This is a genomic window from Streptomyces sp. BE303 (assembly GCF_036290945.1).
In the GTDB taxonomy this organism is placed as follows: Bacteria; Actinomycetota; Actinomycetes; order Streptomycetales; family Streptomycetaceae; genus Kitasatospora.
In genome coordinates this window covers 32,437-57,471 of the sequence record NZ_JAQYWZ010000348.1, presented here as the reverse complement: position 1 = coordinate 57,471, position 25,035 = coordinate 32,437, and the positions used below count along the sequence as shown (strand labels likewise).

Sequence of the window (25,035 nt, the reverse complement as noted above, 5' to 3'; positions counted from 1 at the left end):
GGAAGCCTGCTTCGAGATGAGCACTCCCACCTCCTTGAGAGGGTAAGGCTCCCAGTAGACGACTGGGTTGATAGGCCGGATATGGAAGCCCTGTGAGGGGTGGAGTTGACCGGTACTAATAGGCCGAGGGCTTGTCCTCAGACGCTCGCGTTCACTGTGTGGTTCCCGGGTAGCGAACAGCTATCGCCGGCGAACACAAGAAGCACTTATCAATTAAAAAGTGTGTTTCGCTGAATACCCGATAGGGTTTCGGTGGTCATAGCGTGAGGGAAACGCCCGGTTACATTCCGAACCCGGAAGCTAAGCCTCACAGCGCCGATGGTACTGCAGGGGGGACCCTGTGGGAGAGTAGGACGCCGCCGAACAATTATTCAAAGCCGCGGCCCCAGCGATTCGCTGGGGCCGCGGCTTTTTTTGTGTTGTAAGTGCGTGTGTACGGCCGGCACGGGACTTTCGCCCAGGCGCGAGGTGCCCGGGGATGTCGGACAATGGAGAAGGTGCGCGGCCAGGAGGCCGGCGCCGAACCGCGTGAGGGCAGTGGTGTCGCCCGGTCCGCGGTGTAGCTGAAGCAGCAGAAGGAGTCACCACAATGTCGAACCAGCCCCAGGACCGTCCCGAGCGTCGATCGGACGACGGCCGCGGCTACGAGCCCCGGTCTCGCGGGGGCTGGTCCAACGACCGTGGTCCTCGCCGCGACGATCGTGGTGGTGACGGCCCGCGCCGTGACGACCGCCCCTCGGGTGGCAGTGGCGGCGGCTTCCGTGGCCGTGACGACCGCCCCTCGGGTGGCAGTGGCGGCGGCTTCCGTGGCCGTGACGACCGCCCGTCCGGTGGTAGCGGTGGCGGCTTCCGTGGCCGTGACGACCGCCCCTCGGGTGGTAGCGGTGGCGGCTTCCGTGGCCGTGACGACCGCCCGTCCGGTGGTAGCGGTGGCGGTTACCGTGGCCGTGACGACCGTCCGTCCGGTGGTAGCGGTGGTGGGTTCCGTCGCGATGACCGTCCGTCCGGTGGTTTCGGTCGTGACCGTGACGACCGTGGCGGCAGTGGCGGCGGCTTCCGTGGCCGTGACGACCGCCCGTCCGGCGGCAGTGGTGGCGGTTACCGTGGCCGTGACGACCGCCCCTCGGGTGGTAGCGGTGGCGGTTACCGTGGCCGTGACGACCGCCCCTCGGGTGGCAGTGGTGGTGGGTTCCGTCGCGATGACCGTCCGTCCGGTGGTTTCGGTCGTGACCGTGACGACCGTGGCGGCAGTGGCGGCGGCTTCCGTGGCCGTGACGACCGCCCCTCGGGTGGTAGCGGTGGCGGCTTCCGTGGCCGTGACGATCGCCCGTCCGGTGGTAGCGGCGGTGGGTTCCGTCGCGATGACCGTCCGTCCGGTGGTTTCGGTCGTGACCGTGACGACCGTGGCGGCGGCTTCCGTGGCCGTGACGACCGCCCCTCGGGTGGTAGCGGTGGCGGTTACCGTGGCCGCGACGATCGCCCCTCGGGTGGTTTCGGTCGTGACCGTGACGACCGTGGCGGCAGTGGCGGCGGTTACCGTGGCCGTGACGACCGCCCGTCCGGTGGCAGTGGTGGTGGGTTCCGTCGCGATGACCGTCCGTCCGGTGGTTTCGGTCGTGACCGTGACGACCGTGGCGGCTTCCGTCGTGACGACCGCCCCTCCGGCGGCTTTGGCCGTGACCGCGACGACCGCCCGTCGGGTGGCAGTGGCGGTGGGTTCCGTCGCGATGACCGTCCGTCCGGTGGTTTCGGTCGTGACCGTGACGACCGTGGTGGCGACCGTGGCGGCTTCCGTCGCGACGACCGCCCCTCCGGCGGCTTTGGCCGTGACCGCGACGACCGCCCCTCGGGCTTCCGTCGTGACGACCGTGACGACCGTCCGCGTCGTGACGACCGTCCGTCCGGTGGGTTCGGCCGTGACGACCGTGGTGGTGACCGCGGCGGGTTCCGTCGTGACGACCGCCCCTCCGGTGGTAGCGGCGGCGGCTTCCGTGGCCGCGACGACCGCGGTGGCGACCGGGGTGGCTACCGCGGACGCGACGACCGCCCGTCCGGCGGCGGCTACGGCCGTGACCAGGACGACCGCCGCGGCAACTACGAGCCCGTCAAGCGCCTGCCGATCCCGGAGGACGTCACCGGCTTCGAGCTGGACGGGGACGTCCGCCAGGAGCTCAAGAGCCTGCCCAAGACGCTCGCCGACGATGTCGCCCGCAACCTGGTGATGGTCGCCCGCCTGCTCGACAGCGAGCCGGAGGAGGCCTACCAGTACTCGCGCGTCGCGCTGCGGCTCGCCTCCCGCGTCCCCGCCGTCCGTGAGGCCGCCGGTTTCGCCTCGTACATGACCCAGCGTTACTCGGAGGCGCTGACCGAGTTCCGCGCCGCCCGCCGGATGACCGGCCGTGCCGACCTGTGGCCGGTGATGGCGGACTGCGAGCGCGGTCTGGGCCGCCCGGAGCGGGCGCTGGCGATGGCCGGCGAGCCCGAGGTCAAGCAGCTGGACAAGGCCGGCCAGGTCGAGATGCGTCTGGTCTCGGCCGGTGCGCGCAGCGACATGGGGCAGTTCGACGCCGCCGTCGTCACCCTGCAGAGCCCGGAGCTGGCCTCCAGCGCCGTGCACCCGTGGACCGCGCGACTGCGGTACGCGTACGCCGAGGCGCTGATCGCGGCCGATCGTGCCGACGAGGCCCGCGACTGGTTCGTCAAGGCGACCGAGGCCGACACCGAGGGTTCGACCAACGCCGCCGAGCGTCTGGCCGAGATCGACGGCCTGGAGTTCGTGGACGCGCTCGACCCGGAGCTGGCGGACGACGACGAGCCGGCCGACAAGCCCGTGGCGAAGGCCAAGAGCAGCGGCGGTTCGACGGACGAGCGTGAGATCTTCGAGGACGAGGAGGACGTCGAGGAGTTCTACGACGACGACGACCTCGAGATCGACGAGGACTTCGACGGCGTCGTGCCGGAGCGGGCCGAGGACGCCAAGTAGTCGGCAGCGGATGCCGTAGGACCGAGTGAGGCCCTGCCGCACCCCGGGATTTCCCGGGGTGCGGCAGGGCCTCACTGCTTTCCGGTGACTTCCGCTCCCGGGGCTCAGCCCAGTTCGAGGTTGCGCAGGACCAGCCCGGTGGCCGGTTTCGGGCCGAAGGACGTGGACTTGCGGGGCATGGTGACGCCCTGCTCGGCGAGCCGGCGGACCACGCTCTCGCGCACCGGGTGCAGCAGCACGGCGGTACCGCCGCTGCGGGCGGCCTCGCGTTCGGCGGCGGTGGCGGTGTGCAGGTAGCCGATGTCGTCCGGCCCGTCGGGGACCCGCCAGGTGTGGTCGAGCAGGGTGGCGTGCAGGACGGTCGCGTCCAGGTGGCGCCACTCCTCGGGCTTGTCCTGCGGCACGGTGGCGTCGAGCAGGGCCTCGTCGGGCTCGCCGACCAGCCAGTAGACGCCGTCCCCGCCGGTGAGCACGAAGCCGCTGCCGCCGTGTTGCTTCTGCTCGGCCAGGGCCTGCAGCGCGGTGTCGAGCGGGCCGGGGATCTCCTTGACCTGCCACTGGTCGCCGAGCTTCTCCAGGGCCTCGGCCACCGGAAGGCGGTACAGCACCCGGTGGATCGCCCGGACCCGCAGGGGGTAGCGGGCGGTGTCGACCAGCAGGACCAGGCCGCGGTCCCAGGGGCTGCGCGGGAGGTGGCGGTGCTCGCGCTGGAGCCGCAGGTACATCTCCCAGCGGTGGTGGCCGTCGGCGATCAGCGCCCGGCAGGTGGCCAGGTCGCGGGTGATCTCGGCGATCTCGGCGGGGTCGGTGACGGCCCAGAGCCGGTGGTGGGTGCCGTCGGAGGTGGTCGTGGTGAGCACGGGGCCGCCCAGGACGGCCCGTTCGACCACTCCGGCCGCCCGGCCGTCGCCGCGGTAGGTGAGCAGCAGCGGTTCGAGGTTGGCCCGGGTGGTGCGCATCAGCCCGACGCGGTCGGCGACCGGGCGGGGCATCACGTCCTCGTGCGGGAGGACCACGCCGGCCTCGCTGCCGCTCACCGCGAGGGCGCCGATCAGGCCGCGCTGCAGCAGCTCGGGGGTGTCGTCGCCGGCGGGTACCCGCTGCTCGTAGACGTAGAGCGCCGGCTCGGGGTCGGCGGCCAGGACGCCCTCGCGTTGCCACTCGCGCAGCAGCCGGGCGGCGTGCCGGTAGCGGGTGTCGCGGTCGGGGCGGTCCCCGGTGTCGTCGGGCTCGGGTCTCGGCAGGATCAGCCGGACCACGTTGTGCGGGTCGGCGGTCTCCAGGTCGAGCCGGCGGCCGGGGTCGACGACGTCGTACGGCGGTGAGGTCACGGCGGCCAGTGCGCCGACCCGGTCGGGGTCGTACCTCAGGCCGCGGAAGGGGGACAGGGACAGACCGGCGGTGGCGACGTGTCCGGGATTGCCGGGGCCGCCCTGCGGAGACTCCGCTCCGCTTTCTGCACTGGGTGAGCTCATTCTGGGCATCGTAATCGGGTACGCGTTGTTCAGAGATCGGAACACCCGTGCCGGTCCGGTGGGCGGGTGTCGTGACCGAGGGCGAGGTTCGGTGTGAACGATCGCAACGAGCGGATCGACGGGGCCGCCGGAGGCGGGGGCCTGCCGGAGCAGCAGGGGCGGCCGGGGGAGCCGGCCGGGGACGTCTACGAGTGGTTCCGCCGGGGCGGGAAGCTCCTCGCACAGGGCAACCCGGCGGCGGCCGAGCAGTTGCTGACCCGGGCGGCCGCCGCGGAGCCGGGCTCGCGCAGCATCCGGGAGATGCTGGCCCGGGCGCAGTTCGACGCCGGGTCGTACGCGGCGGCGCTGGAGAACTTCCGGGCCGTGGCCCTGGCCGATCCCTCGGACGACTACGCTCAGTTCGGCTGGGGGGTGGCGGCGGCGAGGCTCGGGGACTTCGAGACCTCCGCCGAGCACCTCTCGCTGGCCGTGGCGATGCGGCCGGACACCGACCACTACCGGGCCGCACTGCGGCAGACCCGGGCGACCCTGGCCGCCCGGGCCGGGGCGTTCGGCCCGCTGGTGCCGGGGGCGCCGGGCTATCTGGAGCCGCCGCGCGGCTCCGACGGCCCGTCGGAGCCCGCGGAGGCGGCCGGTAACCGGGCGTCCGCGCAGGAGCCGGGAACCAGGGAGAGCCGGGAACCGACCGATGAGCGGGACCGGCGTGCCGAGTGAGTCCGGTGTGACGCGCCCGACCGACGAGTACGACCGACGCGATGAGTGAGGTAGAGCAGGCATGACCGAGACGGCCACCACCGTACGACGGAGCGCCCCGGGCGGCAGCGAGCTGCCCTTGACCGAGGCGTACGACACGGCACTGCTGGACCTCGACGGTGTGGTGTACGCCGGACCGAACGCGATCGACCACGCCGTGGACTCGCTGGCGGTCGCCCGGGAGACGGGGATGCGGTTGGCGTACGTGACCAACAACGCGTCCCGTCCGCCCCGGGTGGTGGCGGCGCACCTGACCGAGCTGGGGGTGCCGGCCGAACCGGAGGACGTGATCAACTCCGCCCAGGCCGCGGCCCGGGTGCTCGCGGAGAAGCTGCCGGCCGGGGCGAAGGTCCTGCTGGTGGGCGGTCTGGGGCTGGAGGAGGCGTTGGCCGAGCGCGGCCTGCTGGCCGTCCGGACGCTGGCCGAGGAGCCGCAGGCGGTCGTCCAGGGCTTCGACGCCTCGGTGGGCTGGACGCACCTGGCGGAGGCCTCGTACGCGGTGCAGTCCGGGCTGCCGTGGGTGGCGTCCAACACGGACGTCACGGTGCCGACCGCGCGCGGGATCGCGCCGGGCAACGGGATGCTGGTCGCGGCGGTGCGTGCGGCGACCGGTGTGGAGCCGGAGGTGGCGGGCAAGCCGCTGCCGCCGATGCACCGGGAGACGGTGCTGCGGACGGGCGCGAAGCGGCCGTTGGTGGTCGGGGACCGGCTGGACACCGACATCGAGGGCGCCTTCAACGGCGGGGTGGACAGCCTGCTGGTGTTCACGGGGGTGACCACGGCCGGGCAGCTGCTGGCGGCGCCGGTCGAGCACCGGCCGACCTACCTGGCGGAGGACCTGCGCGGGCTGCTGACCGCGCATGCGCCGGTGGACGCGGTGGCCGGCGGCGGTTTCGGCTGCGGCGGCTGGGTCGCGGTGGCCGAGGACGGCGTGCTGCGTCTGGAAGGCGACGGGGCGGACCGCTGGGACGGGCTGCGGGCGCTCTGCGCGGCGGCGTGGACGGCGCTGGACGCGGCCGGCGAGCCGGTGGACGGGCGGAAGGCGCTGGCCGAGCTGGGGTTCTGAGCCGGTGCCCGCCGGGTCCGGACCGCAGCGTCGGTCCGGACCCGGTCCGGCCGGGGTCAGAGCAGGGTGCGCAGCCGCAGGAGGTCGCGGAAGCCGGCCTCCAGCTTGATCCGGCCGCCCGCCCAGGCGGAGGCGAAACCGAGGCGTCCGCCGACCACCGCGACCAGGTCGTCGCTCGACATGGTGAGTCGTATGTCGGCTTTTTCGGTGGGGGCTCCGGGCGCGTGCCCGAGGTCCTGGATGCTGCCGTCGCGCAGCCGGCCGGTGAAGGTCAGGTCGAGGTCGGTGATCCGGCAGCTCAGCGAGCGGTCCAGTTCGGCGGCCTTGCGGACGTCGCCGTTGGACTTGGCGATGTTCCGGCTGAGCTGTTCGAGCGCCTCGCGGCACTCCTCGGCGTTGGCCATGGCGGCGGGTCCACTCCCCTGTACGGGCCGTGCTCGGCGGCGGGTGACTGGCGGCCACGGTACCGCAGGAGGGTTTTGGCGGTAGCGTCGTCGGTGGGATGCCCGGATTCGCCCGGGCACCGACGGCGTCGACGCGATGCGTGCAGGCGAATGGGAGGCACCCGGATGCTGCCGAAGACGGTGCGAGAAGCGGTGGAGGCCGCCGCCGTACTGGTGGAGGAGGTCGGCAAGCGGGTCCTCGGGACGGCGGCCGGTCTGCTGGAGAAGGGCGGGATCGACGTCACCGACGTGGAGCGCCGGCTGAACGAGCAGTTCCCGCCGTCGGCGCGGTCCCTGCAGACGCTGGCGGGCGAGGCGGTGACCGCCGGGCGGGCCGGGGTGGACCTGGCGGTCGGCGTGGCGCGCGGCGAGGTGGAGAAGGTCTTCGAGAGGGTCGGTGACCAGGTGACCAAGGTCGGTGTCGTGCTGGCCTACCTGGAGAGCAAGCTGCGCGAGGTCGAGGAGGACGGCGGGCCCCGGCCGGCCGAGCCCGGACCGGCGCCAGCGCCCCGGGCCGGCGGGCTGTTCGAGAACGGTTGGGAGGAGGAGCCTCCGGGCGCGGGTGTCGCGGCTGCGGCGGACGGGTCGGCGACGTCCGAGCGGATAGAGGTCGACGAGCCGGTGGAGGTCGACCCGCCGGTGCCGCCGAACGGGACGGCCGTTGCGGGGCCGTCGGCCGGGGGCGCGGCGGAGAAGCCGGCTCAGGGTGCGGCGGGGAAGACCGCGGCCGGAGCGTCCGCGGCCGACCGGAGCACGGTGGAGAAGCCCGCCGTGACGAGGGCGACCGCCAAGAAGGCCGCCGGCAAGAAGGCGGCGGCGAAGAAGACGGCGGCCGGGCCGGTCACGGCGGCCGGTGCCGGTGCCGGTAATGGGGACGCGGACGGGAAGCCTGCTGCGAAGAAGGCCGCCGCCAAGAAGACCCCGGTGAAGAAGACGGCGGTCAAGAAGACCGCGACCGCGAGGAAGGCGCCGCCACGGGAGGCGAAGCAGCCCACCGGGCAGGAGCCGCCCGTCAAGCGGACCGCGACGAGGAAGACCACCGTCCGCCGGACCACCACCACGAAGAAGCCCGATGCCTGAGCCCGGCCCCGACCCCGTCCACGGCTCGGTGCCCGCGTCCGGGCCCTCCCCTGCGCTGCTCGCCGAGGAGCCGCTGCCGCTCGGCGTCGAGCTGACCCCCACCGGCCATCCGGCGGTGGACGCCGGCACGGCCCGGCTGGAGGCGTTGGACGGGGTGCCGACCGACGGGCACGTCCCGGTGTACGAAGATGTTCACCAGCGGCTCGCCGACACGCTGGCCGCCCTCGACCGGGACTGACCGGGCAACGAACCACCTGTAGGAGCTGAAACACCAGTGGCAGTGGCACGACGCCGACTCGACGCGGAGCTGGTCCGCCGCAAGCTGGCCCGGTCGCGGGAGCACGCCTCCGAGCTGATCGCGGCCGGCCGGGTGACCATCGGCGGCAGCACCGCGACCAAGCCGGCCACGCAGGTGGAGACCTCGGCGGCGGTCGTGGTGGCCGAGGACGAGAACGATCCCGACTACGTCTCGCGCGGCGGCCACAAGCTCGCCGGGGCGTTCGCGGCGTTCGTGCCGCAGGGCCTGGTCGTCGAGGGCCGGCGCGCGCTGGACGCGGGCGCGTCCACCGGCGGCTTCACCGACGTGCTGCTGCGGGCCGGGGCCGCCCACGTGCTGGCGGTGGACGTCGGCTACGGACAGCTGGCCTGGTCGCTGCAGAGCGACGAGCGGGTCACCGTGATGGACCGCACCAACGTGCGCGAGCTGACCCCGGAGCTGATCGGCGGCACCCCGGTCGACCTGGTGGTCGGCGACCTCTCCTTCATCTCGCTGGGCCTGGTGCTGCCGGCCCTGGCGGGCTGCGCCGCCGCGGACGCGGACCTGGTGCTGATGGTCAAGCCGCAGTTCGAGATCGGCAAGGAGCGCCTCGGCAGCGGCGGGGTGGTGCGCAGCCCGCAGCTGCGCGCCGAGATGGTGCGCCAGGTCGCCGGGCAGGCGTGGGCCCAGGGGCTGGGCGTGCGGGCGGTCACCGCGAGTCCGCTGCCCGGCCCGTCCGGAAATGTCGAGTACTTCCTCTGGCTGCGCCGGGACGCGCCGCAGCTGGACCCGGCGGAGGCGGACCGGGCCGTCGCCGAAGGCCCCCGATAGGCTGCTCTGCGGACGTCCGGTCCGTCATGCTGGGTGGCGCGGCCGTACCGGGCCGAGGGCGGCCCGGCGGCGTAGGGAGAGGGCAGCGGGCATGAGTGACGAACGTACGGTGTTCTTGATCGCGCACACCGGCCGCGAGACGGCGTTGCGCAGTGTCGAGGGCCTGGTGCACGGCCTGCTGAAGGCGGGGATCCGGATCAGGCTGCTGGCCGCCGAGGCGGTCGACCTGGACCTTCCGGACGGCGTGGAGCGGGTGGCCGGGGGGCCCGGCGCGGCGGACGGCTGCGAGCTGATCCTGGTCGCGGGCGGGGACGGCACGCTGCTGCGCGGCGCGGAGCTGGCGCGCGAGCACGGGTTGCCGATGCTCGGCATCAACCTGGGCCGGGTGGGCTTCCTCGCGGAGGCGGAGCGGGACGACCTGGCGGTGGTGGTCGAGCGGGTGGTGGACGCCGACTACGAGGTCGAGGAGCGGATGACGCTCGACGTGATCGTCCGGACCAACGGCGATGTGGTGCACCACGACTGGGCGTTGAACGAGGCGTCGATCGAGAAGGCGGCCCGGGAGCGGATGCTGGAGGTGGTGACCGAGGTGGACGGCCGCCCGGTCTCCAACTTCGGTTGCGACGGGGTGGTCTGCGCGACCCCGACCGGTTCGACCGCGTACGCGTTCTCCGGTGGCGGGCCGGTGGTCTGGCCGGAGGTGGAGGCGCTGCTGATGGTGCCGATCAGTGCGCACGCGCTGTTCGCCCGTCCGCTGGTGACCTCGCCGGACTCGGTGCTGGCGGTGGAGGTGCAGCCCAAGACGCCGCACGGGGTGCTCTGGTGCGACGGCCGGCGTTCCGTGGAACTGCCGGCCGGCGCCCGGGTGGAGGTCCGTCGCGGGCAGACGCCGGTGCGGCTGGCCAGGCTGCACCGGGCGCCGTTCACCGATCGGCTGGTGGCCAAGTTCGCCCTCCCGGTGACGGGTTGGCGCGGCCGGGCCGACACCGGCTGACGGTCCGGCGGGTCCGAGGAGGCGTCAGACCGCCAGGGGGTGGCTCTCGTCGGCGCCGTGCCAGCGACCGCCGTCGGCGGCCCGGGCGGCGACGGCGGCGAGCCGTCGTACGGCGTCGGGCACGGCGGCGGCCGGCACGGTGAGCGGGATCCGGATGTGGTGCTCGAAGGCCCCGTCGGAGCCGAACCGGTTGCCGGCCGCGATCCGGACGCCGCCGTGCTCGCCGGCCCGGGCCAGGGCCGCGCCGGAGAGCGTGCCGGTGGAGACCCAGAACGCCAGGCCGCCGGGCGGGACGGCGAACCGCCACTGCGGCAGGTGCTCGCCCAGCGCGGTGGTGAGTGCCTCGGCGGTGTCCCGCAGCCGGGTCAGCTGGTGGGCGCGGACGGCCGGCAGCTGCTGCTCGCCGAGAAGTTCGGCGGCGATCAGCTGCTCCAGCACGGGGGCGCCGACGTCGCTGTAGACGCGCTCGGTGGCCAGCCGGCGGATCATCGCGGGCGCGGCCCGCACCCAGCCGATCCGCAGGCCGCCCCAGAGCAGCTTGCCGGCCGAGCCGACCGTGACCACCTGGGCGGAGCGGTCCAGTGCGGCGGTCGGGCGGGGCACCCCGGTTCCCTCGGGGACGCCCCAGCCGAGTTCGGCGGTGGTCTCGTCGACCAGGACCACCGTGCCGGCGGTCCTGGCGGCGGCCAGCAGTGCGCGCCGCTGCTCCTCGCCGACCAGGGCGCCGGTCGGGTTGTGGAAGTCCGGGATCACGTACGCGACCCGGGGCGCGGCGCCGCTCAGCACCCGGCGCCACTCGGCGAGGTCCCACTCCGGCCGTGGTGACCCGCCCGGTCGGCCCCGGAGGATCCCGCCCGGCGCGGCCCGGTCCGGTGTCCGCGAGGCTCCGCGGCGGGGTGCGCCCGACCAGGCGTAGGGCACGGGGACCAGGCGGGCCTCGTTGATCCGCAGCGCCTGGAGGGTGTGCGCGTAGCTGGGCGCCTCCACGGCGACCCGGTCGCCGCGGCCGATCAGCACCCGCTGCACCAGGTGCAGGGCGCCCATCGCGCCGATGGTGATCAGGATCTGGTCGGGGGTGGTCGGCAGTCCGCGCTCGGTGTAGCGGCGGGCCACCGCCTCGCGCAGGACCGGGACGCCGGTGGGGTAGTGGCCGTGCCCGGCGGCGTACGCGGGCAGCTGCTCGACGGCCCGCGCGGCGGCCTCGGAGAGGAAGGGCTGCGGGGCGGGCAGGGCGGCCACCCCGAGGTCCAGGGTGCGGCCCTGCTCGTCCGGCGGCACCGGGTGCAGGGCGTCGCTGGGCGGTGCCGCGCCTTCGGGCAGGGCGGTCCAGCTGCCGGAGCCGCGCCGGCTGTGCAGGTAGCCCTCGGACCGCAGGGCCTCGTACGCGGTGGCGACGGTGGTGCGGCTGAGCTGCAGGGCGAGGGCCAGCTCGCGCTCGGCCGGCAGCCGGGCGCCGACCGGGAGGCGGCCCTCGGAGACCAGGAGCCGGACCTGGCCGGCGAGCGTCCGGTACGCGGGCCGGCGGGCGCCGGCCGGTTCGGGCAGCCGGGCGGTGGCCAGCAGCCGGGCGAGTGCCGGGGGAGTGACGGTGGTCTGCCAGTCGGCCATGGCTCATCAGTCCACTTGCTCGTGATTGGCCCTGGAGCGGGCGCTATTGGCCTGGCCATCATGACAGGGCGGCCATCGAGTCCGCCACCGCCGGGGCGGCACCCCCGGACGTGCAGCACCACCCGCCGGAGATTCCATGGCCACCACGACCACGCCCCCGACCACCACGCCCCCGACCACCACGTCGCCGACCGCGACGGCCGCCCCGGAACGGCCCGGGCTCGCCGTCCGGGTGCTCGGCGACACCCACGCGCTCGGCCGGCGCCTCCCACAGCTCCTCGTCGGCCTGGTGCTCTACGGCGCCAGCATGGGCCTGATGCTCCGCTCCGGGCTCGGCCTCGACCCCTGGGACGTCTTCCACCAGGGCCTGCAACGCACCGTCGGCCTCTCCGTCGGCGCCTGGGTCACCATCTGCGGCGCGCTGGTGCTGCTGCTCTGGATCCCGCTGCGCCAGCTCCCCGGCGTCGGCACGGTCGCCAACGTGCTGGTCATCGGCGCCGCCATGGACCTCACCCTGCGCGTCGCCGGCAGCCCCGGCCCGCTCGCGGCCCGGATCGCACTGATGGTCGGTGCGATCGTCCTCAACGGCCTCGCCACCGGCCTCTACATCGGTGCCCGGCTCGGCCCGGGCCCGCGCGACGGTCTGATGACCGGCCTGCACCGGCGTACCGGCCGCTCGCTGCGGCTGCTCCGCACCGGGATCGAACTGACCGTGCTGGCCGCAGGACTCCTGCTGGGCGGCACCGCCGGCGTCGGCACCGTCGCGTACGCGCTGGCCATCGGCCCACTCGCGCAGTTCTTCCTGCCCTGGTGCACCGTGCCGACCGCCGCCGGGTCCGCCGCGCGTGTCGCGCCGGGAAACGCCACCCAAACCCCCACGTAAACGCCCTGGAACGGATGAACTTCCGGGCATCGAGTTGCCGCGCGTCGTTGTCGCTCGTCGCGCACCGGGTGCGGAACCTCGTAAGGTCGTCTCCGTGTTGGACGAGATGCGGATACGGGATCTTGGGGTCATCGACGACGCGGTGGTCGAACTCGCCCCCGGCTTCACCGCCGTGACCGGCGAGACCGGCGCCGGAAAGACCATGGTGGTGACCAGCCTCGGCCTGCTGCTCGGCGGTCGCGCCGACCCGGGCCTGGTGCGCAACGGCGCCGGGCGCGCGGTCGTCGAGGGCCGCCTCGAACTGCCCGAGGGCTCCCCGGCGGCGGCCCGGGCCCTGGAGGCCGGCGCGGAACTCGACGACGGCGCGCTGCTGATCAGCCGGACCGTCTCCGCCGAGGGCCGCTCCCGCGCCTTCGTCGGGGGCCGGGCCGTCCCGGTCGGCCTGCTCGCCGAGATCGGCGAGGACCTGATCGCGGTGCACGGCCAGACCGACCAGCAGCGGCTGCTCCGCCCGGCCCGCCAGCGCGGCGCCCTGGACCGGTACGCCGGCGGGACCGTCGCCGAGCCGCTGGCCCGCTACCGCGAGGTCTACCGGCGGCTGCGCGAGGTCTCCGCGACCCTGGAGGAGCTGACCACCCGGGCCCGCGAGCGCGCCCAGGAGGCCGATCTGCTCCGCTTCGGGCTGGACGAGGTCGCTGCCGCCGAACCGGTCGCCGGGGAGGACGCGGAGCTGTCCGCCGAGGCCGAGCGGCTCGGCCACGCCGATGCGCTCTCCTCCGCCGCCACCCTCGCGCACGCCTCGCTGGCCGGCGACCCGGCCGACCCGGAGGCGCTGGACGCCGGCACGCTGGTCGCCCAGGCCCGCCGCGCCCTGGACGCCGTCCGCCACCACGACGAGCGGCTCGCCGCCCTCGCCGACCGGCTCGACGAGGTCGGCTACCTGCTCGCCGACGTGGCCGGCGACCTGGCCGGCTACGCCGACGACCTGGACGCCGACCCCGTCCGGTTGGCGGGTGTCGAGGACCGCCGGGCCGTCCTGGCCCAGCTGCTGCGCAAGTACGGCGGCCCGGAGAACTCCCTGGCCGAGGTACTCGTCTGGGCCGAGGCCGGCGCCGGCCGGCTCGCCGAGCTCGACGGCGACGACGACCGCATCGACGAGCTCGGCGCCCAGGAGACCGCGCTGCGCGCCGAGCTCGCCGACCTCGCGACCGAGGTCTCGGCCGCCCGCCAGGCCGCCGCCGGCCGCTTCGCCGGGGCCGTCTCCGCGGAACTCGCCGAACTCGCCATGCCGCACGCCCGGGTGACCTTCGCGATCAGCCAGGTCGACGACCTGTCCGGGATCGAGGTCGAGGGCCGGACGGTCGCCTACGGCCCGCACGGCGTGGACGAGGTCGAGGTGCTGCTGGCCCCGCACCCGGGCGCCCAGGCGCGTCCGATCGCCAAGGGCGCCTCCGGCGGTGAGCTCTCCCGGGTGATGCTCGCCGTCGAGGTGGTCTTCGCCGGGGCCGACCCCGTCCCCACCTACCTCTTCGACGAGGTGGACGCGGGCGTCGGCGGCAAGGCGGCGGTCGAGATCGGCCGCCGGCTCGCCAAGCTGGCCGAGAGCGCGCAGGTCGTCGTGGTCACCCACCTGCCGCAGGTGGCGGCCTTCGCCGATCGCCACCTGGTGGTCGAGAAGACCAACGACGGCACGGTGACCCGCAGCGGCGTCAAGGTGCTGAGCGACGAGGAACGGGTGCGCGAGCTCTCCCGGATGCTGGCCGGCCTGGAGGACTCCGAGCTCGGCCGGGCGCACGCCGAGGAACTGCTGGCCGCCGCCCGGGCTCCCCGCCCCCGCTAGACCGACCCGCCGGACGGCCCCCGCCGCCCCGCCGTTCCCGTGCCCCGCCACCCCCGGGAGACGGTCCGGCGGGGCGGCGGGGCTCTCCGGACGGGCCGGTCCGACGGCGGGCCCGCGCGGGCCCGCCACGACGCGCCCCACCGGGGGCGCCGACTGTCCAAGAGGGCCGCCGACCTGGCATGGTGGCGGCTGGACACTGGCCTTCCAGTCCCGAGCGCCGCAGGCGGGAAACCCTCGCCGCAGGCGCCCGTACCTGATCGAGTAGTCGGATGCGAGACGACGTGGACCATTCCGCCGCCCGGGCCACCGCGGCCAGCCCCGAACGGGGGCAGCTGCAGGTGGTGCTCGTCCTGGCCGCCAGTACCGGCGGCATCGGTGCGCACGTGCGCTCCCTGGCACAGGGCCTGGTCGCGCACGGAGTGACCGTCACGGTGTGCGCCCCCGCCGGCACGGACGCGCTGTTCGGCTTCTCCCGAACCGGCGCCAGGTTCCACCTGGTCGACATCACCCCCACCGCGGGTGCCCGCAGCGACGCCAACGCGATCGGCGAACTGCGCCGTGCCTTCACCGGCGCCGACGTGGTGCACGCCCACGGCCTGCGGGCCGCGCTCCTCTCCGACCTCGCGCTGCGCACCGCCGGCCGCTTCCCGGGCCTGCGCCCGGAGACGCCGCTGGTGGTCACCTCGCACCACGCGCTGCTGGCCACCGGCATGGAGCGGCGGCTCCAGCGGCTGATGGAACGCCGGGTGGCGCGCGCCGCCGACCTCGTCCTCGGTGCCTCCTCCGACCTGGTGGCCCGGGCCCGCGAGCTGGGCGCCACCGACGCCCGGCTCGGCCCGGTCGCCGCCCCGCCGGCCCCCGACGTCCGGCTGGAGAGGGCCGCCGTCCGGACGGAGCTGCTCGGCGGCGGTCCGAACCGTCCGCTGGTCCTCGCGGTCGGCCGGCTCGCCCCGCAGAAGGCCTTCGGGCTGCTGCTGGACGCCACCCGCGAGTTCGCCGCGCTGGACCCCGAGCCGCTGGTCCTGCTCGCCGGTGACGGCCCGGAGGCGGCCGGGCTGCGGGAGCGGACGGCCGCCGAGAAGCTGCCGGTCCGCCTGCTCGGACACCGCACCGACGTCCCCGACCTGCTGGCCGCCGCCGACGCGCTGGTGGTCTCCAGCCGCTGGGAGGCCCGCTCGCTGGTGGTGCAGGAGGCGATGCGGGCCGGTGTGCCGGTGGTCGCCACCGCCGTCGGCGGCATCCCCGAGCTGGTCGGCGACGCCGCGGTGCTGGTCCCGCCCGGCGATCCGGTCGCGCTCGGCCGGGCCGTGCGCGAGCTACTGGCCGACCCGGCGCGCCGCGCGCGGCTGGCGGCGGCCGGCCGGCAGCAGGCGGAGACCTGGCCGGACGAGGCCGCCACCGTGGCGCAGGTCCTCAGCACCTACGACGAACTGGTCCAGGGCCACCACTGAGCCCTGCCGGGCACCACCGGGCTGCCGGGCGCCACCGGGCGCCACCGCGCACCGGTGCCGCCCGCCCGGGGGACGGCCCGCGGCCCCCCGGGCACGCCGGCTCAGACGGTGGCCTGCTCGGCCGCCCGGTCGGCGGCGGAGCCGTCCGGCTGGGCGGAGAGGTAGGCGCCGCCGCAGGCGGTCAGCCGTAGTGCGGTGTCGATCAGCGGGACGTGGCTGAACGCCTGCGGGAAGTTGCCGACCTGGCGCTTGAGCCGCGGGTCCCACTCCTCGGCGAGCAGCCCGAGGTCGTTGCGCAGCGAGAGCAGCTTGTCGAACAGCTCGCGGGCCTCCTGCACCCGGCCGATCATCGCCAGGTCGTCGGCCAGCCAGAACGAGCAGGCCAGGAAGGCGCCCTCGTGCCCGGAGAGGCCGTCGACGTTGTTGCCGCTCTCGTCGTGGGTCGGGTAGCGCAGGACGAAGCCGTCCTCGGTGGACAGTTCGCGCTGGATCGCCTCGATCGTCCCGATCACCCGCTTGTCGTCCGGCGGCAGGAACCCGACCTGCGGGATCAGCAGCAGCGAGGCGTCCAGCTCCTTGCCGCCGTAGTACTGGGTGAAGGTGTTGCGGCCCGGGTCGTAGCCCCTGTCGCAGACGTCCCGGTGGATGGTGTCGCGCAGCTCCCGCCAGCGCTCCAGGTGGCCGTCGGCGGGCGCGTCCTCGGGGTTCTGCTCCAGCAGCTTGATGGTGCGGTCCACCGCCACCCAGGCCATCACCTTGGAGTGGACGAAGTGCCGGCGCGGGCCGCGGACCTCCCAGATGCCCTCGTCGGGCTCGGTCCAGTGGTCCTCCAGGTACTCGATCAGGCGCAGCTGGAGGTGGTGGGCGTGGTCGTTGCGGACCAGTCCGGTCATGTGGGCCAGGTGCAGCGCCTCGACGACCTCGCCGTAGACGTCCAGCTGGAGCTGACCGGCCGCGCCGTTGCCGACCCGGACCGGCTGGGACCCCTCGTAGCCGGGCAGCCAGTCGAGGGAGGACTCGGTGAGCTCGCGCTCGCCGGCGATGCCGTACATGATCTGCAGGTTCTCCGGGTCCCCGGCGACCGCGCGCAGCAGCCACTCGCGCCAGGCCTTCGCCTCGTCCCGGTAGCCGGTGCGCAGCAGGGAGGAGAGGGTGATCGCGGCGTCCCGCAGCCAGGTGTAGCGGTAGTCCCAGTTCCGCTCGCCGCCGATGTCCTCGGGCAGTGAGGTGGTGGGGGCCGCGACGATGCCGCCGGTCGGGGCGTAGGTGAGGCCCTTGAGGGTGATCAGCGAGCGGACCACGGCCTCCCGGTAGGGGCCCTGGTAGGTGCACTGGCCGGCCCAGTCGTGCCAGAAGTCGGCGGTCGCGTCGAGCAGCTCCTCGGCGGCGGGCGCGGTCGGGGGCTCCAGGTGGGAGGCCTGCCAGGTGAGGGCGAAGGCGATCCGCTCGCCGGCCGAGACGGTGAAGTCGGCGTAGGTGGTGAGGTTGCGGCCGTAGGTGTCGGCCGCGCCGTCCAGCCAGACCGAGTCGGGGCCGGCCACGGCGACCGTGCGGTGGTTGCCGTCGGGCTGCTCCACCCGGTGCACCCAGGGGACGACCCGGCCGTAGCTGAACCGCATCCGGACCGCCGAGCGCATCCGGACGGTGCCGGTCACGCCCTCGACGATCCGGATCACCTGGGGGACGGCGTCCTTGCCGGCCAGCGGGCGCGGGGGCATGAAGTCGATCACCCGGACGGTGCCGCCCTGGGAGTCCCACTCCTGTTCCAGGATCAGCGAGTCGCCCCGGTAGCGGCGGCGGTCGGCGGGCACCGCCGGGGCGGCGGCGGTCGGCGGCGGCACGCGCAGGTCACTGGTGTCGGTGAGCTTGAGTCGTGCGGCGGCGGCCGGGGCCGGATCGGCGGCCGGGGAGGGCAGCCCGGTGGCCACCGCCTCCGCGGGGCCGATTCGCCAGAAGCCGTGTTCGTCGGTGCCGAGCAGGCCGGCGAAGACCGCCGGCGAGTCGAACCGGGGGAGGCAGAGCCAGTCCACCGCTCCGTCCCTGCTGACCAGGGCGGCGGTCTGCATGTCCCCGATGAGTGCGTAGTCCTCGATACGGCCGGCCACGTGGATCTCCAGTTCGCAATGTGGTCACGACGCATCGGCGATCCGAGGGGGAGCCAGCGGTTCTGCGGGGCCGGAGGCCACCCCGGGACGTCCGGCCCTCCGTGGGGTGGTGGGGGGCCTTGCTGGAGTGTCCGCGAAGACTCGGTCGAGCCTCTGGGTGGGTGGGTGGGAGCAGAATACGGGGAGGTCCGGTCGCGCATCGGGGACCGAGAGGCGTCCTGACCCTCCCACGCCCTCCGCGTGCTCGTGTTGTCGGCGATGCGTCCGAGCAGCTTACGACGGACGAAAGGGGCGAAGCACGCGGGCGCCGCCCGGTGTGGCGCCGCAATTCGGCGGAAATACCGCGCATCGTGGGTGCGCCCGCCAGGATGGCCCGGAAGGATCAGCTCCGGATGGTTCGAACAGGGGGCCGCCGATGGCCTGGCCGAGCGGTCCCGAGTGACCCGCCCGGGCCGGTGGTGCGACGGGTGTGACGGCTGCGCCGGGTGGTGCGCCGGTGGTGCGCCAGGCGTGCGCCCCCGGAGCGCCGTGGGGGCACCTCCGGCGGGCCGGAAAGCACTCGGCCCGGGTCACTGTTACCCTGGTATCCCGTGGACCGGTGGGATCAAACGCCCCGGACCAGCCGAACCGACGACCCCCCGGGCGCCGTGCACCGCACCGCCCTCGTCGTCGCCAGGCGACCCGCGAGCCTCCCACCACGTCACGTCCGACTCGCGACCCACGGGAGCCCCCTCTTGGCACAGCCCCATTCCGGCAAGGCATCGAACAGCCGCGCCGTGACGACCAAGCACCTCTTCGTCACCGGGGGTGTCGCCTCGTCACTCGGCAAGGGCCTCACCGCCTCCAGCCTCGGTGCCCTGCTCAAGGCCCGTGGCCTGCGTGTCACGATGCAGAAGCTCGACCCGTACCTCAACGTGGACCCGGGCACCATGAACCCGTTCCAGCACGGTGAGGTCTTCGTCACCGACGACGGCGCCGAGACCGACCTCGACATCGGCCACTACGAGCGGTTCCTCGACACGAACCTGCACGGCTCGGCCAACGTCACCACCGGCCAGGTCTACTCCACGGTCATCGCCAAGGAGCGCCGCGGCGAGTACCTGGGCGACACCGTCCAGGTGATCCCGCACATCACCAACGAGATCAAGTCCCGGATCCGCCGCATGGCGACCGAGGACGTCGACGTGGTGATCACCGAGGTCGGCGGCACCGTCGGCGACATCGAGTCGCTGCCGTTCCTGGAGGCCGTCCGCCAGGTCCGCCACGAGGTCGGCCGGGACAACGTCTTCTTCGTCCACGTCTCCCTGCTCCCCTACATCGGCCCCTCGGGCGAGCTGAAGACCAAGCCGACCCAGCACTCGGTCGCGGCCCTGCGCAACATCGGCATCCAGCCGGACGCCATCGTGCTCCGGGCCGACCGCGAGGTCCCGCAGGCGATCAAGCGCAAGATCTCGCTGATGTGCGACGTCGACGAGGAGGCCGTGGTCGCCGCGATCGACGCCAAGTCGATCTACGACATCCCCAAGGTCCTGCACGGCGAGGGCCTGGACGCGTACGTGGTGCGCCGCCTCGACCTGGCGTTCCGCGACGTGGACTGGACCACCTGGGACGACCTGCTGCGCCGCGTCCACGAGCCGCAGCACATCGTCAGGGTCGCCCTGGTCGGCAAGTACATCGACCTGCCGGACGCCTACCTGTCGGTGACCGAGGCGCTGCGCGCCGGCGGCTTCGCCAACAACGCCCGCGTCGAGATCAAGTGGGTCACCTCCGACGACTGCACCACGCCGGAGGGCGCCCAGGAGCAGCTCGGCGACGTGGACGCGATCTGCATCCCCGGTGGCTTCGGCGACCGCGGGGTGGACGGCAAGGTCGCCGCGATCACCTACGCCCGCGAGAACCGGATCCCGCTGCTCGGCCTCTGCCTGGGCCTGCAGTGCGTGGTCATCGAGGCCGCCCGCAACCTGGCCGGCCTGCCCGACGCCAACTCCACCGAGTTCGACTCCGCCGCCAAGTACCCGGTCGTCTCCACCATGGCCGAGCAGCTGGCCATCGTCGACGGCAAGGGCGACCTGGGCGGCACCATGCGCCTGGGCCTCTACCCGGCCAAGCTCGCCGAGGGCTCCATCGTCCGTGAGGTCTACGGCGGCGAGCAGTACGTCGAGGAGCGCCACCGCCACCGCTACGAGGTCAACAACGCCTACCGGGCGGACCTGGAGAAGACCGGCCTGCAGTTCTCCGGCCTCTCCCCGAAGGGCGACCTGGTCGAGTACGTCGAGTACCCGCGCGAGGTGCACCCCTACCTGGTGGCCACCCAGGCCCACCCGGAGCTCAAGTCCCGCCCGACCCGCCCGCACCCGCTCTTCGCGGGTCTGGTGAAGGCCGCGATCGAGATCAAGACGGCCCCCGCCGCCGAGTAGCCACTCGGACGGCAGGCACGCGCCAGCCCGGCATCCGGCTGTTCACCGGACGGCGGCCCCGCATTCCCGCGGGGCCGCCGTCCGGCGTTAGATTGTGTCGTACTGACGAAAAGGGGAGACCGTGATGGACGACCGCAGCATCGCCGACGTGGCCGAGGAGTGGGAGGTCCGGGGGAGCACCACCCCGTTCCAGGGCCGGGTCACCGGCGTGCGCACCGAGGAGGTCCGGATGCCCGACGGCAGCTGGGCCCGCCGTGACTACCAGACCCACCCCGGCTCGGTCTCCGTCCTCGCCCTGGACGACCGGCAGCGGGTCCTCGTCCTGCGCCAGTACCGCCACCCCGTCCGCCAGCGGCTCTGGGAGCTCCCGGCCGGCCTGCTGGACGTCCCCGGCGAGAACCCGCTGCACGCCGCCCAGCGCGAGCTCTACGAGGAGGCGCACTGCAAGGCCGACACCTGGCGGGTGCTGGTCGACTTCTACACCTCGCCCGGCGGAACGGACGAGGCACTGCGCCTCTTCCTCGCCACGGACCTCTCCGAGGCCGACGGCGAGCGCTACCAGGCGCACGGGGAGGAACTGGAGCTGGAGTCCGCCCGGGTGCCGGTCGCCGAACTGGTCCGGCTGATCCACGCGGGCGAACTGCACAACCCCACCCTGATCACCGGCACCCTGGCGCTGTCCGCGGCGCTGCACGCCCCGGGCGGCCTGGACGCGCTGCGCCCGGCCGACTCGCCCTGGCCGGCCAGGCCGTTCCGGGACTGAACCCCGGGAAGGCGTGACGCCACTCCGGGACCGGCGCCGTTCCGGGGCCGGTCCCGGAGTGGCCGGCTCCCCGGTACGGGTGTCCTTTCCCCGGACCGGTGAGCGCCCTTTTCCGGGACCGGCGGGTGCTCCGGGGCCGGCCCGGCACCGCGGGTTGATCCGCAGGGGTGATTTACCGGTTCGTACGACCGGATGTCACCCCGGTCGGGCCGGGCGGTCGAACTACGCTTCGCAGACAGGGCGCCCGTCCCGGGCCGCCTCCGCTGAGCGCTGGGTGACGTCGGGAGTGGCACGGGTGGCGAGGAAGACGGCGACGATGGAGGCCGGGCCCGGCGCGCCCGCCGAACGCGTTCCCGGGCTGGACCGGCTGCCCGCCGGCCCCGCCCTGTTCGTCGGCCGGCGCGCCGAGCTGGCCGCGCTCCGGGCCGCCGCCGGCCGACCGGCCGAGGGCCGCAGCCCCGTCCTGGTCGTGGCCGGCCGCCCCGGCTCCGGGCGGACCGCGCTGGCCGTCCGGTTCGCCGTCACCGTCGCCCCCGGATACCCCGACGGGGTGCTGTTCGCCCGCCTCTCCGCACCCGACGGCGGCCGGGTGCCGCCCGCCCGTGCCGCACGCCGGCTGCTGGAGCAGCTCGGCGCGGACACCGCCGGCGTCCCGCTGCCCGGTGCCGTCGAGGACGGCCGCGACGAGCCCGCCTGCGTCGCGCTGCGCGAGGCGCTGGCCGGTCGGCGCGTCCTGCTGCTGCTCGACGACGTCCGGGACGCCGGGCAGCTCTGGCCGCTGCTCGCCGACGAGCCCGGCTGCCTCGTCCTGGCCACCACCGCCGGGCCGCTCACCGGCATCGAGGACATCGACCCGGTCATTCTCGGCGGACTCGACCGGTCGGCGGCGGGCGAGCTGCTGGGTGACCTGGTGGGCGGGACCAGGATCGGCTGCGACCCGGTCGGCGGGGCCGATCTGGCGGAGGCCTGCGCCTCCCGGCCGGCGGCGCTGCGGCTGATGGCGGGATGGCTGCGCGGCAGTCCCGAGCTGGCGGTGACGGACGCGGCGCAGGAGCTGGTGCGGGCGGTCGCGGAGGCGGACGCGCGGGAGACGGCGCGGGAGACGGCGCGGGGCGGGGCGCGCGGGGACGTGCGGGGCGGGGCGCCGGCGGGGACGAACGCGGGTCCGGGCGGGGGCGACGGGCAGCGGGGGAGCCACGGTGCGGCCGGGACGGCGGGCGTGGCGGGGCCGACGGGGGCGGCCGGCGGGCCGGAGAAGGGCGGCGGGACGAAGCCGCAGAAGCAGCCGAAGGGCGCGAAGCCGGGACAGCCCGGGCAGTCGGCGCAGGCGGCGCAGTCGTCGCAGCCGGGGCCGGACGGAGTGGAGAGGCAGGGGAGAGCGGGAGGGGCGGGAGGGGCGGGAGGGCCCGGAGAGGCGGAGGGTGCGGACCGGGGGCGCCGGGCCGAACGGAAGCGCGGTGAGGGCCGGTCCGGCCCTGCCGCAGGGCCTGCCGCCGGGCCCACTGCCGGGCCTGCTGCCGGGCCCGCTGCCTCGGGGCCGGTCGCCGGACCTGCGGCCCCGGCGGATCCGGTACCGGATCCGGCGCGTGATCCGGCGGCCTGGGTGAAGCCCGGTCCCGAGCCCGCCGAACCCGTCCCGGTCCCGGACAACGACCCGCTGATCGGCGCGTTCACCCTGACCTACGCCACCCTGCCCGCCGCCCAGGCCCGGATGCTGCGCGCGCTCACCCTGGCGCCCGCCCAGTGCGCGGACCCGCGTACGGCCTCCGCCCTGGTCGGCTGCCCGGCGCCGGAGGCCGCCGTGACGCTGGCCGCGCTCGCCGAACGGGAGCTGCTGACCGAGGAGCCCCCGGCCGCCGACGGCACCGCCCGCTACCAGGTGCCCGGCCGGCTCTACCCGCGGCTGGTCCGGCTGCGGGAGCAGGAGGACCGCCCGGCCGAGACCGAGCTGGCCCGTGCCCGGCTGCTGGAGCGGCTGGTCCGCCTCACCGAGTCGGCCCGGGCGCTCCTCGACCCGGCCGGCGGCAGCGGACCCGACCCGCTGCCCGGTCCGCTGCGGCTGACGTCCGCCGCCCACGCCCGGCAGTGGCTGCTCGGCGAGCGGGACCTGCTGCTCGGCGCCGTCGCCGACGCGATCGGCCAGGGCGACCTGGACGGCTCGGCCGGTCGGCTGGTCACCGCCCTGTTGCGGGCGCTCCCGCTGACCGGCGCGGCCGCGCCCGCCGATCTCCACCAACTGCACGAGCTGGTCCTGACCGTGGCCGAGCGGCACGGCCGACCCCGCCGGGCCTCCGCCGCGCTGCTCAACCTGGGCGACCTGCAGGCCGCCGCCGGTGGCTGGGAGCAGGCCGCCGGGCACTACCGGGCCGCTCTGGAGCACGCCCGCGCCGCCGACGACGAGGCGCTCTGCGCCAGGGCCCTGGAGGGCGCGGCCGGCTGCCACCGGGCGCTCGGGGACGCGGTGCGCGCCGCCGACTGGTACGGCCGGGCGCTGGGCGTCCGGCAGTCCATGGGCGATCAGGCCGCCGAGGCCCGGTTGCTGGCCCGGGTGGCCGAGGCGCACACCGCCCAGCGCCGTTTCGAGGAGGCCGAGCGGGAGTACCGGGCGTCGCTCTCGGTGCTGCGGAGGCTGGGCGACGAGCAGGGCCGCGAGGCCGTCGGAGCCGCCCTCGCGGAGCTGCGGGAACGACTCGTCGCCGGGTGGTGAAGGGCGCTTTCGGAGTATTGTCGAACATGCCCGGTTGGCGTTGATTCGGCAGGAAGATCGTCATGGAAGCCTACGAACCTGCCAATGTGTCCGGCAAATTTATTCACTTTGGAAGGCTGACACGTCGCCTGGGCTTCATTACACTCGGACCTAGTCGCGCAGACAGCTGTGCCCCGGTGTCTTCCGGAGGCTTCCCCACGTGCGCGTCGCCCGCCGGTCTTCTCCGGTAGGGACCCCCAGGGCAAGAGGACGTGTTTAGCCGTGAAGGTCGGCATCCCCCGCGAGGTCAAGAACCACGAGTACCGCGTGGCCATCACGCCCGCCGGCGTGCATGAGCTGGTCCGCAACGGACACGAGGTCTACATCGAGGACAACGCCGGTCTCGGCTCCTCGATCCCGAACGAGGAGTACGTGGCCGCCGGCGCCACCATCCTCCCCACCGCCGACGAGGTGTGGGCCACCGCCGACCTGCTGCTGAAGGTCAAGGAGCCCATCGCGCAGGAGTACCACCGCCTGCGCAAGGGCCAGACGGTCTTCACGTACCTCCACCTGGCTGCCGACCGCGCCGGTACCGACGCGCTGATCGCCTCCGGCACCACCGCCATCGCGTACGAGACCGTGCAGCTCGCCAACGGCGCCCTCCCGCTGCTCGCCCCGATGTCCGAGGTCGCGGGCCGCCTGGCCCCGCAGGTCGGTTCGTACCACCTGATGCGCCCGGCCGGCGGCCGTGGCACCCTCCCCGGCGGCGTGCCCGGCACCCACCCGGCCAAGGCCGTCGTCATCGGCGGTGGCGTCTCCGGCTGGCACGCGGCCACCATCGCCATCGGCATGGGCTACGACGTGACCCTGCTCGACCGCGACATCAACAAGCTGCGCGAGGCGGACAAGGTCTTCGGCACGAAGATCAAGGCCATCATGTCCAACTCCTTCGAGCTGGAGAAGGCGGTGCTCGACGCCGACCTGGTCATCGGCGCCGTGCTGATCCCGGGTGCCAAGGCCCCGAAGCTCGTCACCAACGAGCTGGTCTCCCGCATGAAGCCGGGCTCCGTGCTCGTCGACATCGCCATCGACCAGGGCGGCTGCTTCGAGGACTCGCACGCGACCACCCACGCCGAGCCGACCTTCCCGGTCCACAACTCGGTCTTCTACTGCGTGGCCAACATGCCGGGCGCCGTCCCGAACACCTCCACCTACGCGCTGACCAACGCGACGCTGCCGTACGTCGTCGAGCTGGCCAACCGTGGCTGGAAGGACGCGCTGCGCCGCGACGCCGCGCTGGCCAAGGGCCTGAACGTGCACGAGGGCCAGATCACCTTCGGCGCCGTCGCCGAGGCCTTCGGCCTGGAGTCCGTCTCCCTGGAGAGCGTGCTCGCCTGAGGC

At 74.4% G+C, this 25,035-nt stretch carries 19 protein-coding genes and 2 rRNA genes; 17 read left to right on the top strand and 4 right to left on the bottom strand.

The features are described from left to right. The 4 genes from PUR56_RS05470 to PUR56_RS05455 form a co-directional block, all read left to right on the top strand. Positions 1–139: ribosomal RNA gene (locus tag PUR56_RS05470) — 23S ribosomal RNA — on the top strand; the annotation flags it as partial. Between the two features lie 109 nt (positions 140–248). Continuing rightward, positions 249–365, top strand: a 5S ribosomal RNA gene (gene rrf / locus PUR56_RS05465). A 315-nt stretch (positions 366–680) separates the two neighbouring features. Then, entirely contained in the window at positions 681–2,222 is a 1,542-nt protein-coding gene (locus PUR56_RS05460; protein WP_329948057.1) for a hypothetical protein, read from the top strand. Next, a complete protein-coding gene (locus PUR56_RS05455) occupies positions 2,114–2,983 on the top strand; it encodes a hypothetical protein (RefSeq protein ID WP_329874450.1) in 870 nt (289 codons plus the stop codon). Before PUR56_RS05460 ends, PUR56_RS05455 begins: the two co-directional genes overlap by 109 nt. A 104-nt stretch (positions 2,984–3,087) precedes the next feature. Here the strand turns inward: PUR56_RS05455 and PUR56_RS05450 are convergent, their stop codons facing one another. Beyond that, on the bottom strand, positions 3,088–4,458 hold the full coding sequence (locus tag PUR56_RS05450; RefSeq protein ID WP_329874442.1) for a DUF1015 domain-containing protein: 1,371 nt from the start codon (positions 4,456–4,458) through the stop codon (positions 3,088–3,090). Positions 4,459–4,551: 93 nt separating this feature from the next. Here PUR56_RS05450 and PUR56_RS05445 point away from each other — a divergent pair, with 93 nt between their 5' ends. Beyond that, positions 4,552–5,172, top strand: coding sequence for a tetratricopeptide repeat protein (locus PUR56_RS05445; RefSeq protein ID WP_329948054.1), 621 nt, complete (start codon positions 4,552–4,554; stop codon positions 5,170–5,172). A gap of 61 nt (positions 5,173–5,233) precedes the next feature. Continuing rightward, positions 5,234–6,277 (top strand): HAD-IIA family hydrolase, encoded by a 1,044-nt coding sequence (locus PUR56_RS05440; protein WP_329948053.1) that lies wholly within the window; start codon positions 5,234–5,236, stop codon positions 6,275–6,277. Between the two features lie 56 nt (positions 6,278–6,333). On the opposite strand, the gene PUR56_RS05435 is transcribed toward PUR56_RS05440, so the two are convergent. Continuing rightward, positions 6,334–6,681 (bottom strand): alkyl sulfatase C-terminal domain-containing protein, encoded by a 348-nt coding sequence (locus PUR56_RS05435; RefSeq protein ID WP_329874435.1) that lies wholly within the window; start codon positions 6,679–6,681, stop codon positions 6,334–6,336. 165 nt (positions 6,682–6,846) lie between these two features. Here PUR56_RS05435 and PUR56_RS05430 point away from each other — a divergent pair, with 165 nt between their 5' ends. The 4 genes from PUR56_RS05430 (at position 6,847) to PUR56_RS05415 (ending at position 9,881) form a co-directional block, all read left to right on the top strand. Then, positions 6,847–7,800, top strand: coding sequence for a hypothetical protein (locus PUR56_RS05430; RefSeq protein ID WP_329948052.1), 954 nt, complete (start codon positions 6,847–6,849; stop codon positions 7,798–7,800). Beyond that, positions 7,793–8,038 (top strand): hypothetical protein, encoded by a 246-nt coding sequence (locus PUR56_RS05425; RefSeq protein ID WP_329948051.1) that lies wholly within the window; start codon positions 7,793–7,795, stop codon positions 8,036–8,038. The genes PUR56_RS05430 and PUR56_RS05425 overlap by 8 nt, the downstream gene beginning before the upstream one ends. Positions 8,039–8,080: 42 nt before the next feature. Beyond that, complete coding sequence (locus PUR56_RS05420) at positions 8,081–8,887, top strand: TlyA family RNA methyltransferase (protein ID WP_329874448.1); 807 nt, start codon at positions 8,081–8,083, stop codon at positions 8,885–8,887. 91 nt (positions 8,888–8,978) lie between these two features. Then, positions 8,979–9,881 carry an NAD kinase gene (locus tag PUR56_RS05415; RefSeq protein ID WP_329874428.1) on the top strand — a complete coding sequence of 301 codons (903 nt, stop codon included), beginning with the start codon at positions 8,979–8,981 and terminating at the stop codon, positions 9,879–9,881. 24 nt (positions 9,882–9,905) lie between these two features. On the opposite strand, the gene PUR56_RS05410 is transcribed toward PUR56_RS05415, so the two are convergent. Next, positions 9,906–11,489: a MocR-like transcription factor YczR gene (locus tag PUR56_RS05410; protein WP_329874426.1), complete on the bottom strand. Its 1,584-nt coding sequence runs from the start codon at positions 11,487–11,489 to the stop codon at positions 9,906–9,908. A 136-nt stretch (positions 11,490–11,625) separates the two neighbouring features. Between PUR56_RS05410 and yczE the strand changes: the two genes are divergently transcribed. The 3 genes from yczE (at position 11,626) to PUR56_RS05395 (ending at position 15,663) form a co-directional block, all read left to right on the top strand. Beyond that, positions 11,626–12,372, top strand: coding sequence for a membrane protein YczE (yczE, locus tag PUR56_RS05405; protein ID WP_380521941.1), 747 nt, complete (start codon positions 11,626–11,628; stop codon positions 12,370–12,372). A gap of 106 nt (positions 12,373–12,478) precedes the next feature. Next, the gene (gene recN, locus PUR56_RS05400) at positions 12,479–14,212 is read left to right on the top strand and encodes a DNA repair protein RecN (protein WP_329874444.1); all 1,734 of its coding nucleotides are present in this window, start codon (positions 12,479–12,481) and stop codon (positions 14,210–14,212) included. A gap of 269 nt (positions 14,213–14,481) precedes the next feature. Further along, entirely contained in the window at positions 14,482–15,663 is a 1,182-nt protein-coding gene (locus tag PUR56_RS05395) for a glycosyltransferase family 4 protein (protein ID WP_329948050.1), read from the top strand. 101 nt (positions 15,664–15,764) lie between these two features. Here the strand turns inward: PUR56_RS05395 and PUR56_RS05390 are convergent, their stop codons facing one another. Further along, the gene (locus PUR56_RS05390; RefSeq protein WP_329948049.1) at positions 15,765–17,768 is read right to left on the bottom strand and encodes a glycoside hydrolase family 15 protein; all 2,004 of its coding nucleotides are present in this window, start codon (positions 17,766–17,768) and stop codon (positions 15,765–15,767) included. A 776-nt stretch (positions 17,769–18,544) separates the two neighbouring features. On the opposite strand from PUR56_RS05390, the gene PUR56_RS05385 reads away from it, so the two are divergent. The 4 genes from PUR56_RS05385 to ald all read left to right on the top strand — a co-directional run bounded on the left by PUR56_RS05385 (position 18,545) and on the right by ald (position 25,032). Then, positions 18,545–20,185 (top strand): CTP synthase, encoded by a 1,641-nt coding sequence (locus tag PUR56_RS05385; protein ID WP_329882796.1) that lies wholly within the window; start codon positions 18,545–18,547, stop codon positions 20,183–20,185. Between the two features lie 124 nt (positions 20,186–20,309). After that, positions 20,310–20,948, top strand: a complete 639-nt coding sequence (locus PUR56_RS05380) for an NUDIX hydrolase (protein ID WP_329882797.1) — start codon at positions 20,310–20,312, stop codon at positions 20,946–20,948. A gap of 295 nt (positions 20,949–21,243) precedes the next feature. Further along, a complete protein-coding gene (locus PUR56_RS05375; RefSeq protein WP_329948048.1) occupies positions 21,244–23,655 on the top strand; it encodes a tetratricopeptide repeat protein in 2,412 nt (803 codons plus the stop codon). Between the two features lie 261 nt (positions 23,656–23,916). After that, a complete protein-coding gene (gene ald / locus PUR56_RS05370) occupies positions 23,917–25,032 on the top strand; it encodes an alanine dehydrogenase (protein ID WP_329882799.1) in 1,116 nt (371 codons plus the stop codon). Positions 25,033–25,035: the final 3 nt, after the last annotated feature.

Coding starts and splice junctions, on each gene's coding strand:
- PUR56_RS05450 (WP_329874442.1), bottom strand. CDS start 4,458: ATGAGCTCACCCAGTGCAGAAAGCGGAGCGGAGTCTCCGCAGGGCGGC.
- PUR56_RS05440 (WP_329948053.1), top strand. CDS start 5,234: ATGACCGAGACGGCCACCACCGTACGACGGAGCGCCCCGGGCGGCAGC.
- PUR56_RS05435 (WP_329874435.1), bottom strand. CDS start 6,681: ATGGCCAACGCCGAGGAGTGCCGCGAGGCGCTCGAACAGCTCAGCCGG.
- PUR56_RS05430 (WP_329948052.1), top strand. CDS start 6,847: ATGCTGCCGAAGACGGTGCGAGAAGCGGTGGAGGCCGCCGCCGTACTG.
- PUR56_RS05425 (WP_329948051.1), top strand. CDS start 7,793: ATGCCTGAGCCCGGCCCCGACCCCGTCCACGGCTCGGTGCCCGCGTCC.
- PUR56_RS05415 (WP_329874428.1), top strand. CDS start 8,979: ATGAGTGACGAACGTACGGTGTTCTTGATCGCGCACACCGGCCGCGAG.
- PUR56_RS05410 (WP_329874426.1), bottom strand. CDS start 11,489: ATGGCCGACTGGCAGACCACCGTCACTCCCCCGGCACTCGCCCGGCTG.
- yczE (WP_380521941.1), top strand. CDS start 11,626: ATGGCCACCACGACCACGCCCCCGACCACCACGCCCCCGACCACCACG.
- recN (WP_329874444.1), top strand. CDS start 12,479: ATGCGGATACGGGATCTTGGGGTCATCGACGACGCGGTGGTCGAACTC.
- PUR56_RS05395 (WP_329948050.1), top strand. CDS start 14,482: ATGCGAGACGACGTGGACCATTCCGCCGCCCGGGCCACCGCGGCCAGC.
- PUR56_RS05380 (WP_329882797.1), top strand. CDS start 20,310: ATGGACGACCGCAGCATCGCCGACGTGGCCGAGGAGTGGGAGGTCCGG.